The 12,718-nt window shown below is 58.4% G+C and carries 12 protein-coding genes; 3 read left to right on the top strand and 9 right to left on the bottom strand.

The genetic code is table 11. The features are described 5' to 3' along the window. Positions 1-52 precede the first annotated feature (52 nt). A complete protein-coding gene (clpX, locus tag ACPYOP_RS07545; RefSeq protein WP_015339478.1) occupies positions 53-1,330 on the bottom strand; it encodes an ATP-dependent Clp protease ATP-binding subunit ClpX in 1,278 nt (425 codons plus the stop codon). A gap of 298 nt (positions 1,331-1,628) precedes the next feature. Further along, the gene (clpP, locus tag ACPYOP_RS07550; protein WP_481409761.1) at positions 1,629-2,261 is read right to left on the bottom strand and encodes an ATP-dependent Clp endopeptidase proteolytic subunit ClpP; all 633 of its coding nucleotides are present in this window, start codon (positions 2,259-2,261) and stop codon (positions 1,629-1,631) included. A gap of 401 nt (positions 2,262-2,662) precedes the next feature. Between clpP and ACPYOP_RS07555 the strand changes: the two genes are divergently transcribed. Beyond that, positions 2,663-3,916, top strand: coding sequence for a GGDEF domain-containing protein (locus tag ACPYOP_RS07555; RefSeq protein WP_481409762.1), 1,254 nt, complete (start codon positions 2,663-2,665; stop codon positions 3,914-3,916). A 142-nt stretch (positions 3,917-4,058) separates the two neighbouring features. On the opposite strand, the gene pstB is transcribed toward ACPYOP_RS07555, so the two are convergent. From pstB to ACPYOP_RS07590, 7 genes are all read right to left on the bottom strand, one after another. Beyond that, positions 4,059-4,817, bottom strand: coding sequence for a phosphate ABC transporter ATP-binding protein PstB (pstB, locus tag ACPYOP_RS07560; RefSeq protein ID WP_205926741.1), 759 nt, complete (start codon positions 4,815-4,817; stop codon positions 4,059-4,061). Positions 4,818-4,924: 107 nt separating this feature from the next. Then, positions 4,925-5,779: a phosphate ABC transporter permease PstA gene (pstA, locus tag ACPYOP_RS07565; protein ID WP_481409763.1), complete on the bottom strand. Its 855-nt coding sequence runs from the start codon at positions 5,777-5,779 to the stop codon at positions 4,925-4,927. A gap of 10 nt (positions 5,780-5,789) precedes the next feature. Next, positions 5,790-6,761 carry a phosphate ABC transporter permease subunit PstC gene (pstC, locus tag ACPYOP_RS07570; protein ID WP_481409764.1) on the bottom strand — a complete coding sequence of 324 codons (972 nt, stop codon included), beginning with the start codon at positions 6,759-6,761 and terminating at the stop codon, positions 5,790-5,792. Positions 6,762-6,837: 76 nt separating this feature from the next. After that, a complete protein-coding gene (gene pstS / locus ACPYOP_RS07575; protein ID WP_481409765.1) occupies positions 6,838-7,863 on the bottom strand; it encodes a phosphate ABC transporter substrate-binding protein PstS in 1,026 nt (341 codons plus the stop codon). A gap of 260 nt (positions 7,864-8,123) precedes the next feature. Then, complete coding sequence (locus ACPYOP_RS07580) at positions 8,124-8,468, bottom strand: cupin domain-containing protein (RefSeq protein ID WP_481409766.1); 345 nt, start codon at positions 8,466-8,468, stop codon at positions 8,124-8,126. 139 nt (positions 8,469-8,607) lie between these two features. Then, positions 8,608-9,891, bottom strand: coding sequence for an O-acetylhomoserine aminocarboxypropyltransferase (locus ACPYOP_RS07585; RefSeq protein ID WP_481409767.1), 1,284 nt, complete (start codon positions 9,889-9,891; stop codon positions 8,608-8,610). A gap of 167 nt (positions 9,892-10,058) precedes the next feature. Further along, positions 10,059-10,487, bottom strand: a complete 429-nt coding sequence (locus ACPYOP_RS07590; RefSeq protein ID WP_481409803.1) for a CoA-binding protein — start codon at positions 10,485-10,487, stop codon at positions 10,059-10,061. A gap of 111 nt (positions 10,488-10,598) precedes the next feature. Between ACPYOP_RS07590 and ACPYOP_RS07595 the strand changes: the two genes are divergently transcribed. Beyond that, complete coding sequence (locus ACPYOP_RS07595) at positions 10,599-10,925, top strand: hypothetical protein (RefSeq protein WP_481409768.1); 327 nt, start codon at positions 10,599-10,601, stop codon at positions 10,923-10,925. Positions 10,926-11,774: 849 nt separating this feature from the next. Then, positions 11,775-12,611: an EamA family transporter gene (locus ACPYOP_RS07600; RefSeq protein ID WP_481409769.1), complete on the top strand. Its 837-nt coding sequence runs from the start codon at positions 11,775-11,777 to the stop codon at positions 12,609-12,611. Positions 12,612-12,718 lie beyond the last annotated feature (107 nt).

The following is a 12,718-nucleotide window of genomic DNA, read 5'->3' on the forward strand; positions in this document are numbered from 1 at the left end:
AAAGGGCCCCGTCGATGACGAGGCCCCCGATTCGTGATCGCTGATATGAGCGTCAGGCCGTTGCGTTGGCCTTTTCTTCCTGCCGATCGGCATAGATGTAGAGCGGGCGGGCAGAGCCACGAACCACTTCCTCGGAAATGACCACTTCGCGCACACCCTCCAGCGCCGGCAGCTCGAACATGGTGTCGAGCAGGATCTTCTCCATGATCGAACGCAGGCCGCGAGCACCCGTCTTGCGGACGATCGCCCGACGCGCGATTTCACGCAGCGCATCCTCGTGGAAAGTCAACTCGACATCTTCCATCTCGAACAGGCGCTGGTACTGCTTGACGAGCGCGTTCTTCGGCTCCGACAGGATCTGGATCAGGGCATCCGCGTCCAGGTCTTCGAGCGTCGCCAGCACAGGCAGGCGGCCGATGAATTCCGGGATAAGGCCGAACTTCACCAGATCTTCCGGCTCCAGCTCGCGCAGCACTTCGCCAACGCGACGATCGTCCGGCGCCTTGACCGTGGCGCCGAAGCCGATCGAGGTCTTCTCGCCGCGCGCGGAGATGATCTTGTCGAGGCCTGCAAAGGCGCCGCCGCAGATGAAGAGGATGTTGGTCGTATCCACCTGCAGGAATTCCTGCTGCGGATGCTTGCGGCCACCCTGCGGGGGAACCGAAGCCACCGTGCCTTCCATGATCTTCAGGAGCGCCTGCTGAACGCCCTCGCCCGAAACGTCGCGCGTGATCGACGGATTGTCCGACTTGCGGGAAATCTTGTCGACTTCGTCGATGTAGACGATGCCGCGCTGTGCACGCTCGACGTTGTAATCGGCGGCCTGCAGCAGCTTGAGGATGATGTTTTCGACGTCTTCGCCGACATAGCCTGCCTCGGTCAGCGTCGTCGCATCGGCCATGGTGAAGGGCACGTCGATGATGCGCGCGAGCGTCTGAGCCAGATAGGTCTTGCCGCAGCCGGTCGGGCCGACGAGCATGATGTTCGACTTCGCCAGCTCGACGTCACCATTCTTCGATGCGTGCGCGAGACGCTTGTAATGGTTGTGAACGGCAACGGAGAGGATCTTCTTCGCCTGCCGCTGGCCGATGACGTATTCGTCGAGAACCTTGATGATGTCCTGCGGAGTCGGAACGCCGTCACGGGACTTGACCATCGAGGATTTGTTTTCCTCGCGGATGATGTCCATGCATAGCTCGACGCACTCGTCGCAGATGAAGACGGTCGGTCCGGCAATCAACTTCCGGACTTCATGCTGGCTCTTACCGCAGAACGAACAATAAAGCGTGTTCTTCGAGTCGCCGCCGTTGCTGCCGCTGACTTTGCTCATATCACTTTCCTTCCAGCACGCCGCCAATTTCCAACGTGAAATCGCGGTCCACTCAATGCGCCCGCCGAACCTGCCCCTCGTTTAACAGCAGATCGCGGCGCCCTTCAGGGTACTGAACGCAGCTCTGGCTAACCGGAACTGCGTGGCAACGATCCCCCGTCGAATGCCGAATGCCATGTCACAAAAAACGCTACATGGCATGAATGCCTACTATTACCGCGTTCCGTTCCACATTAAACCCCTATTCGATCACAAATGGGATAGAACTGTGGCATGGAAGTCACCGCCTCGTGGATAATCACGCGGCGCTTTCACCTTCCATTTCGGTACGCGACGTCAGCACCTTATCGATAAGACCCCATTCCTTGGCCTCGTCGGAGGACATGAAATGGTCACGATCGAGCGTCTGCTCGACTTCCTCGTAGGTCCGACCGCAATGCTTGACATAAACCTCATTCAGGCGGCGCTTCATCTTGATGATGTCGCGCGCATGACGCTCGATGTCCGAAGCCTGGCCCTGGAAACCGCCCGAGGGCTGGTGAACCATGATGCGGGAATTCGGCGTTGCGAAACGCATGTCCTTGTCGCCGGCGGCAAGCAGCAGCGAGCCCATGGACGCGGCCTGGCCGATGCAGAGCGTCGAAACGGCCGGCTTGATGAACTGCATCGTGTCGTAGATCGCCATGCCGGCGGTCACGACACCACCCGGCGAATTGATGTAAAGCGCGATTTCCTTCTTCGGGTTTTCGGCCTCGAGGAAGAGAAGCTGGGCGCACACCAACGTCGCCATATGGTCCTCAACCGGCCCGGTCAGGAAAATGATGCGTTCCTTCAGCAGGCGGGAATAGATGTCGTAAGACCGTTCCCCGCGATTGGTCTGCTCAACAACCATCGGCACCAGAGCCATAGCTGTATCGACTGGATTTCTCATGTGCGTCCTTTATCAAACTTGCCCGGCGACGGAAACGCCGGGAATCGGAGTAAAAATCCTTTACTCCTACATAGAGTGTCCCTGCCCTTCACTTCAAGACGCGCAAAAGCATATCGTCAAAAAGCAGTAATGCCCGAGGAGGCGTTGACAAAGCATTTCTAAACACCGCGTCTGGAATGCCAAGACACCATGGCGCCGCGCTGTTCGCTACCCACTGCATTTCCCGACCGCAAGGTGAAGGAAGCATGAAACCCATGGCGATCCGACGGAGATCGAAGACACAAGCAAAATTTACCAACTCATTTAATGAACTTACCATCTTATTCGGCAAGGATGAGCCAATCGCGAGAATCGTTGCGCGTTTGCGCTAACGATCCGAAGGCAGCGGAGAAACACCCATCGTGCTGAACATGACAACGGGCCTGACTATCTGGTGTTCGGAAGCCATCACCCTGGCGACCGTACTGCTTTTCGCCTGGAGGCATGATCGCAAATCCCCCGCCTACCTGATCTGGGCCATCGGATTTACCGTCAGCGCCGTCGGATTTGCCCTGGTGGCGGCACGCGGCGTCGTTCCCGACATTTTGTCGATTCAGATTGGCAATGCGGTGGCGCTGCTCGGCGAAAGCGCATGGATCGCCGGGTTCCGGTTGATGGACAAGCGCAAGCTGGAATGGTCCGCACTCCTGCCGCCCGTCATCTGGGTAATCGGCGTCAGCCTGCCCTGGGTCGGCGGCAATTTCGCCAATCGCGTCATCGTCTACGATCTTGCCGGTGCCGTCGGCGCGACCTTGCTCGCCTTTGCCGTCCATCCGGCCGATGGCCGTCGCGAGCCGGCGCGCGGGCAGCTCGGCATCGTCTTCGTCGTGCTCGCCTGCTTCTGTTTCGGCTCGGCTCTCTGGATGGTGCTTGTAGGCCCCTCGCTGGAAGAGGCCATGATCTATCGCGGCTACATGGCGCTCGGCTACGGGCTGCTCATCATCGTCGCCATCGTTCTGAACGGCAAGTTGCTCATGGAGCGCGCCGAGCGTCGCTGGCGGGCGATTTCCATCACCGATACGCTGACGGGCGTTCTGAACCGGCGCGGGCTCCAGGAAAGCTATGAGATCCTTGCCGCAGAAGGACAGCAACGGCCGCAGAAACTCGCCGCGCTGCTGTTCGACCTCGACCACTTCAAGAAGATCAACGATCGTCACGGCCACCAGACGGGCGATACCGTTCTGACCGAATTTGCTCGCATCGCCCACCAGTTCGTGCCGCGCAGCGGTGCGTTCGGCCGGATGGGCGGAGAGGAATTCGTCGCTTTCGTGCCCATAGACGATCAATCCCAGGCGGAAGCCTTGGCGGAAACCATCCGCGCCGATTTCTGCCGTGTGCCATTGCTTGCCGGCCGCACGCTCGTGCCGGCAACCGTCAGCATCGGCGTTTCGATCATGCCGCGCGACAGCGTCAGCTGGGATCGCCTGGTTTCGTTCGCGGATCGCGCGCTTTACGCCGCCAAGCGCGCCGGCCGCAACTGCACCATCGTCTTCAATGAAATGGAAACTGCGAAGGAGGCGGAGACGGCACTAGGCGCCGACGAAGGCGAGCTTGTTCCGACCCTCGACGATCAGATCCACGCGCTGAGGCGCATGGGCAGGATTGCAAGAATGTGACCGGCCCATCCGGTATTGTTCCATTCGATGGGTTTTTGGCGTGACATGATCGCGCCACCATCCGGCAAACAACTGTCCTCAAACGCAAAAGGCGCGCTTCAAAAGCGCGCCTTCGCAAATTCTGCGGCAATCTGCGGCCGTTTCAGCCGTAACGACCGGTGATGTAGTCTTCCGTGCGCTTGACTTTCGGCGCCTGGAAGATCTGCTCGGTCGCGCCGTATTCGATCAGCTCGCCGAGGTACATGAAGGCGGTGCTGTCCGAGATGCGGCTTGCCTGCTGCATGTTGTGCGTGACGATGACGATCGTGAAATCGCCCTTCAGCTGCGATACCAATTCCTCGACCTTGGCGGTCGAGATCGGGTCAAGAGCCGAGGTCGGCTCGTCGAGCAGCAGGACTTCGGGGCGAATGGCAATGGCGCGAGCAATGCAGAGGCGCTGCTGCTGGCCGCCGGAAAGGCCAAGTCCGCTCTGGTGCAGCTTTTCCTTCACTTCGCTCCACAGCGCCGTTTCCGTCAGGGCCGCTTCGACGCGGACGTCCATTTCCGCCTTGGAAATCTTCTCATAGAGGCGGATGCCGAAAGCGACGTTTTCATAGATCGACATCGGGAACGGCGTGGGCTTCTGGAACACCATGCCGACCTTGGCGCGCAGATCGTTCAGATCGACGTCCTTGGTGAGAATGTTGCGACCGTCGAGCAGGATCTCGCCCGCAACCGTCTGGCCCGGATAGAGATCATACATCCGGTTGAACGTGCGCAGCAGCGTGGACTTGCCGCAACCCGAAGGGCCGATGAAGGCGGTGACCGCATTTTTGCGGATGTTCATATTCACACTTTTCAGAACGCGATGACCGTTCTGATAGGTGAAATCGAGGTTCTTCACTTCAAGTTTCGCGAGCATGCCGAGATCCGACTGGGAAACGGCGTCTTTCCCCGGCTGTGCATTGACGCTCTGGAAATTGTTGTCGCTCATGTTCATGGTCTCATTCCTATCGTTCGGCGGCTGCGTCACTGGTGGCGGCGCCCACTCAAGACACGGGCAAGGATATTGAGGGCAAGGATGGCAACGGTGATGATCAGCGCGCCGGCCCAGGCCAGTTGTTTGAGATCTTCGCCAGCATCCGCTGCGAGCGTGTTGATGGCAACCGGCAGCGTGGCGATTGGACCGGTCAGGCCCGCATTCATGAATTTGCTGTAACCGGCAGTGAAGAGAAGCGGCGCGGTTTCGCCGCTGATACGAGCGACGGCCAGCAGGATGCCGGTGAGGATGCCCGTCCAGGCGGAGCGGTAGATCACCATCATCATCGACTTCCAGCGCGGCGCGCCGAGTGCGGCGGTCGCCTCGCGAAGCGCATTTGGCACCAGTAACAGCATGTCCTGCGTCGTGCGGTTGACGACCGGAAGGGCGATCAGCGCCAGCGCCAGGATGCCGGCGATGGCGGAGTTGCCGTGCATGGGCACGACCACGGCGCCGTAGACGAATACGCCGACGATAATCGAGGGTGCTGACAGCAAGATGTCGTTGATGAACTTGGCAGCCTCGGCAAGCTTGGTGCCGTTGGCATATTCCACCAGATAGGTGGCGGCGAGAATGCCGATCGGAGCGGCGATCACGATGGCGAGGCCGGTCACCAGCACGGTGCCGTAGATTGCGTTGATCAGGCCGCCGCGCGAGCCCTGGGCCGGGATCGACATGGTGAACACGTCGAGGCTGAGCGCCGACACACCGCGATAAACCAGGGTCACAAGGATCACGCTGAGAAAGAATATACCGAGGATGGCCGCCAGCAAGGACAAGGCCATCATCACCCGGTTCTTCGTATAGCGCCTCGACACGAGATTCTGACGAATTGCATTTGCCATGGTTTTTTCCTCAGAGCGAGTCGCCGCGGCCGATCATCCACCGCGCCGCTGCAAGCACGCAGAAGGAAAGGACGAACAGGAGCAGGCCGAGCGCAATCAGGCTCGACAATTGCAGACCGTCGGCATCGCCGAAGTTGTTCGCGATCTGGGCGGAAATGGTGGTGGACGGCGAGATGATCGACGATTGCAGACGGCTCACCGAGCCTACAACGAAGGTGACGGCCATGGTTTCGCCAAGCGCGCGTCCGAGGCCGAGCATGATACCGCCGACGAGGCCGCGACGTGTATAGGGGATCAGGATGTGACGGGCCACTTCCCATGTCGTCATGCCCATGCCGTAAGCGGATTCACGCAACATCGGCGGCACGGTGCTGAACACGTCGCGGGAGATCGCGGTGATGAACGGTAGAATCATGACCGCGAGCACGAGGCTTGCCGTCAACAGGCCGACGCCCGGCGCCGGCGGCTGGAACAGCAGGCCGATCAACGGCACCTGGCCGACCGTCATGATAAGGAAGGGCAGGATATAGGTCTGCATCAGCGGCACGAGAATGAACAGGCCGACAATGCCGTAGATAATAGAGGGAACGCCAGCCAGAAGCTCGATGGCCGTGCTGATCGGGCGGCGCAGGCTGCCGGGGCAAAGTTCCGTAAGGAAGATGGCAATGCCGATGCCCAGGGGAATGGCAATCAGCATAGCGATGAACGAACTCACCAGCGTACCGACTACGGCAGGCACGGCACCATAAATATCGGCCGGCGCGCTCCACTTGGTACCCCAGAGGAACGACAAACCAAAGCTCTGAAATGTGGGTAAGGCATCGATGACGAGAACGACAAGGATTGCCAGCAGCAGAAGCACGACAAGAATAGCCGAGCCAAGCGTCATCAAATAGAAAATCCGATCCTGTATCCGGAATTTCCTGGTCGCGACGGAAGTATTCACAGTCTGGAAGCCAGCCATCTGAGTCGCGTCAGCCATCGATTTCCCCTTGTCCTGTCACGAAAGGCGGACAGGGCTATACCCTGTCCGCCGCAACTCTTTCATTCAGCGCGAATTATTTCGTGCCGAAGTCCGTCTTCCACGACTTCTCGACGATCTCGGCAACATTTTCCGGGATAGCGAGGTAAGACAGCGCAGTCGCGTCCTTCTGGCCATGTTCATAGGACCACTTGAAGAACTTCAGAGCTTCTTCGTTCTTAGCAGCATCAGCCGGCTTCTTGTAGAGCAGAACCCAGGTCGAAGCAGCAATCGGCCAGCTCTTTTCGCCCGGCTGATTGGTGATGATCAGGTTGAAGTTCTTGGCCTTGGCCCAATCGGCGTTGGAAGCAGCAGCCTTGAACGTATCGAGGCTCGGCTCGATAACCTTGCCGGCGGCGTTCTTCATCTTCGCGAAACCGATGTGATTGGCGACGACGTAGGAATATTCAACGTAGGAGATCGAACCAGCCGTCTGGTTGACGGTGGTGGAAACGCCTTCCGAACCCTTGGCACCGAAGCCGACCGGCCATTCAACTGCCGTGTTCGAACCAACCTTTTCCTTCCACTCCGGCGAAACCTTTGCCAGGTAGTCGGTGAAGTTGAAGGTCGTGCCCGAGCTGTCGGCGCGATAAACGACGGAGATCGGCGTGGAAGGCAGCTTCACGTCGGCGTTAAGTGCCTTGATGGCAGCATCGTCCCACTTGGTGATCTTGCCGAGGAAAATGTCAGACAGCGTCTTGCCGTCGAGAACGAGTTCGCCCGGCTTTACGCCTTCAATGTTATAGGAAACGACGATGCCGCCGGAGATCATCGGGAACTGGGCAATGCCGTTCTTTTCGAGGTCGGCATCGCTCATCGGCTTGTCCGAAGCGCCGAATACGATGGTCTTGTCGAGGAGCTGCTTGATGCCGGCGCCCGAACCTACCGACTGGTAATTGACGACATTGTTCGTCGCAGCCTTGTAGCCTTCGGCCCACTTGGACAGAACCGGAGCGATGAAGCTCGAGCCGGCGCCCGTGATGTCGGCAGCCGAGGCCGAAACGGACATAGCCGCGATGAAGCCTGCAGTCAGGCAGAGCGAACGAAATTTCTGATTCAACATGATTGAACTCACTTCCCAGAGTGATGAAAGGATGGCGAGCAGGAGCTGAGCACGGAGTATCCCATCGGTTAAGAACCCCACCCCAATCTCCTAGCGACAGTGATGGCTCTAATGCCGCATTGTTTCAGTTTGATGACAGTTTAATGAAGCGGCAGTGACACAACCTGTGGCAATCATCGCGGCCATTGGGGAACAGCATGGAACGGGCCGCTCCAGACAGCAGGCGAACGCGAACTTCATGTTTTGATTCAACGACGTCGTCAGAGACGGATCACATAGTCCTTGCGAGTCGTTTCAATGACTTCCCAGGTTCCCTTGAAGCCCGGCTTCAAGATGAGGCGGTCGCCTGCACGCAGATGAAAGGCCTGGCCGTCGTCGGCTGTCACAATCGAATAGCCGGAGAGGATATGGAAGTACTCCCATTCGTCATAGACGATCCTCCATTTGCCTGGCGTCGCTTCCCAGACACCGGCATAAAGGCCGCCATCGGCCTCGTCGAGGTTCCAGCTTCGGAAGGTCGGCGATCCCGAAATGAGACGATCCGCTGCCGGCGCGCCTGCCTCGGGCTCCACGCCATCGACATTCAGTTGCAGATAGGTTGCCACTCAAGCCTCCCGTCGATCGCGTTTCGCCAAGACCAAAAGTCCGCGACCACCATGCGGCGATCGCAGACCCAAACAAGCATGAAATGCATCATGGTCAAAGAGGCCGTCGAGCTTTTTCGGCCTGCTGCCGGTTCAGCCCTCAGACTTTTGCCAGCGCCTGCTCCAGGTCGGCGATGATGTCCTTGACGTCCTCGATGCCGATGGAGAGGCGCACCACGTCCGGACCGGCGCCCGCGGAAGCTTTCTGCTCGTCGGTCAACTGTTTGTGCGTCGTCGAGGCGGGATGAATGACGAGCGAGCGCGTGTCGCCGATATTGGCGAGGTGCGAGAAGAGCTCCAGCCCTTCCACCAGTCCCTTGCCGGCGTCATATCCGCCCTTCAGGCCGAAGGTGAAGACAGAGCCGGCCCCCTTTGGCGAGTAGCGCTGCTGCAGGCCATGGTTCGGATCATCCTCCAGACCGGCATAATTGACCCAGGCCACCTTCTCCTGGCTCTTCAGCCAGCGCGCAACGGCAAGGGCATTGTCCGAGTGGCGCTGCATGCGCAGCGGCAGAGTCTCGATCCCCGTCAGAATCAGAAAGGCGTTGAACGGCGAGATCGCCGGACCGAGATCGCGCAGACCGAGGACGCGGCAGGCGATGGCGAAGGCAAAATTACCGAAGGTCGCATGCAGCACGATGCCGTTATATTCCGGCCTCGGCGAAGACAGCATGGGATAATTGCCCGAGGTAGACCAATCGAAGGTGCCGCCGTCGACAATGATGCCGCCCATGGAATTGCCGTGGCCGCCGAGGAATTTCGTCAGCGAATGGACCACAATGTCGGCGCCATGTTCCAGCGGCCGGATGAGATAGGGGCTCGCCATCGTGTTGTCGACGATGAGCGGCAGGCCGTGCTTGTGAGCAATGGCCGCAATCGCGGCAATGTCGACGAAGGTGCCGCCCGGATTGGCCAGGCTTTCGATGAAGATGGCGCGGGTGCGCCCGTCGATCTGCGCCTCGAAGGTGGCGGGATCCGCGGGGTCGGCCCAGCGAACCCGCCAGTCGAAATTCTTGAAGGATTGGCCGAACTGATTGACGGAACCGCCGTAAAGCCGCTTGGCGGCGACGAAATTGTCGCCCGGCTGCATGATGGCGTGGAAGACCAGCAACTGGGCCGCGTGGCCCGAGGCAACCGCAAGCGCTGCCGTTCCGCCTTCGAGCGCCGCCACCCGCTCTTCGAGCACGGCCTGCGTCGGGTTCATGATGCGGGTGTAGATATTGCCGAATTGCTGCAATCCGAACAGCGCGGCGGCGTGATCCGCATCCTGAAAGACAAAGGATGTGGTCTGATAGATTGGCGTCGCGCGGGCGCCGGTCGTCGGATCCGGCTGCGCGCCCGCATGGATTGCCAGCGTGTTGAAACCGGGATTGTTCGTCGGCATGATCTTCCCTCCCACCGAGCTTATTGTGATGGGAAGATCATAGCGGCGGGGATATGAAAGTTAACCGCGAAGTTTGCCGTGCTTTCCGGCTCGCGGAAAAAACTTGCCATATTTCAGTGAGTTCGCGCGATAATCGGCCGAATGGGACCGCCACGCTTCGTCCCGGATCAGGCGACCAGACGCGGATACTCAATGGCCGGGCAACGGTCCATCACGACCCTGAGACCCGCCGCCTCGGCTCTTGCCGCCGCCGCGTCGTCGCGCACGCCGAGCTGTCCCCAAATGACCGGAGGCCGGGGGTCGACCATGATGGCTTCCTCGACGACGGACCGGAGATATTCGGGCGCCCGGAAGACATCGACCATATCGACGGGCTCGGGAATGTCGGCCAGATGCGCATAGACCCATTGGCCGAGGATTTCCTTGCCGGCCTGCCCGGGATTGACGGGGATGACGCGATAGCCTCTGTTCAAAAGATAGGCCATCACGCCGTTGCTTGGGCGAGCAGGATTAGGCGAAGCGCCGACAAGCGCAATGGTCCTCACGGACAGAAGAATGTCGGCAATGTAGGAATCGTCATAATTGTCGTGGTTCATCACGAAGCCTCCCACTTCGATCACACTTGCGTTTTCCTGCAAATATGGAAACCGCAGCGACGGTATCCACGTATATACTGCATTATAACAACTTCAGGGAGGATTGCTCCGATGAAAAAAATCGTGCTGCTAGGCTTGGCTATTGCTTCCGCCGCCACCCCGGCTCTCGCCATTTCTCGATATAATTCCATGTCCATGACCTGCGCCGAAGCACGAGCCGTCATCAACCGCGAGCGGGCGGTCATCATGCGCTATCCGGCCAAAAAAACACCCAACATGACGCTTTATGACCGGTATGTCGCAAACGCCGATTCCTGCGATAACGGCTATTATGCCTATCAGGATTACCTGCCTACTAAGGACCGAGCCTCGTGCCCTGTCTATACATGCCGGCCGGCCACCGATCTTGATGACGACGAGTTGATTTTCCGGCGCTGATCGCCATGCGCTGTGGCGGTTATTGAAGGCGCTTCCAGTCGCCAAATACAACCACTAGCTGCTCTTGGCATGAAATGCTATCAACATAGCGGCCTGCCGTGTCGTGTCGCGCGCTTCCATTCAAAGCCGCCTTCAAAGCGCTTGCATAGATTTTCCGCCGGCCGCGGAGTTGCGTTCTCAGGAAATGCAATCTTTGTTCTCTATTTATTCGCATATAAATTAGAAATAACTCATGAAGTTGCGTTTGAAATGGGAACCGATGGCGAACATGAAAAATATGATATTTCATAAATTTTTCACAGAATAACTTTCACAATCGCATAGAGATATACGCGACATTTCAGCAGTTTTGCAGTTTCTATACTTGGGATATGGTTGGTTTTTCAGCGCGGCACCGGCCAGTCGCAGCGACTTCAAATTGAAATATTTTCCACTATTTGCAGAATTATCCACTATATTCGGTGACCTGGCTGACGTTATGCAGGGCTTTTACCCGCGATTTTCGGCCGCGCGGCTTTCCCGTGATCCACACCAGGCTTTTCGCCAACGGGGGGCGCTGTCGTTTTTAAGTAAGTGATGTCTAATGCTACTCACGCGTTCACAGGACATGCGATATTTGTTCGCGCTTCATACCCTAATAAATTAGCTATTTATAATGCGCAAAAGCAGGATCTGGAACATAGAAAGAACTCCCTTCCAAACGCCGACTGCTCGAATTTGGCCGAATGGGCAGCTCTTTATAACAGAGTATATTTCGTTGCTTTTTGATGTATTGCGGATCATATGAAAGCCTGACTCCCACAAAATGCCAAGCATCCGCGCCAGATCCGCCAATCTTCGAGGTTTTTCGTGTCTTTCGACGTTATCGCGCTCGTCCTTTTCGGCGCCTTGCTGCATGCGACATGGAATGCGCTCATCAAGGCCGGGACCGATAAATCGCTCGATGCGGCACTGGTTTCGGCCGGCGGCGCGGTTGCAGCCCTGCCCTTGCTGCCGTTCCTTCCATTGCCGGCGGCTGCCGCCTGGCCATTCATCGGTGCGTCGGCCATTCTGCAATTTGCCTATTTCCAGCTTGTCGCCGCCGCCTATCGCGCCGGAGACATCGGGCTCGTCTATCCGCTGATGCGCGGCGTGGCGCCGCTCATCATTGTCTCGACCAGCAGCTTCATCCTCAAGGAGACGCTCTCGGGCGGCGCACTGATCGGCACGATGACGATCTGCGCCGGCATATTGACGCTGGCCTTCGAGGCCCGAAAGGGTGGCCGCCGGGCCATCATTCTTGCGCTTGCCAATGCCGTCGTCATCGCGACTTACACCTATGTCGACGGTATCGGAGCACGGATTTCAGGCAATTCCATCTCCTATACGCTGTGGATGGCGCTTCTGCCGCCGGTTCTCCTGTTCGTCTGGGCGATCTCGCAACGCGGCATCGCGGCGGTCGCCGCTCACGTCCGCTACAACTGGTGGCGCGGGCTTGTCGGCGGCAGCGGCTCGATCGCCTCATACGGACTGGCATTGTGGGCGATGACAAAGGCGCCGGTGGCGATGGTCGCCGCCTTGCGCGAGTCGTCGATCCTCTTTGCACTGGTCATATCTGTCGTCGTCTTGAAGGAGCGGTCCAGCATCTGGCGTTATATTGCCGGCGCAATTATCGCCGCCGGGGTGCTGATTTTACGGCTGGGCTGATGGCAAAATATGTGGTTTCATTATACCACATAATCAAACTATTGATTTTACTATGTATTTTTTACAGCCACCCAGTTCTGCGATATTGACCCGCGCGCGTAATCGCT

The sequence above is a fragment of the Rhizobium sp. KNZ2-6A genome, from assembly GCF_056755475.1.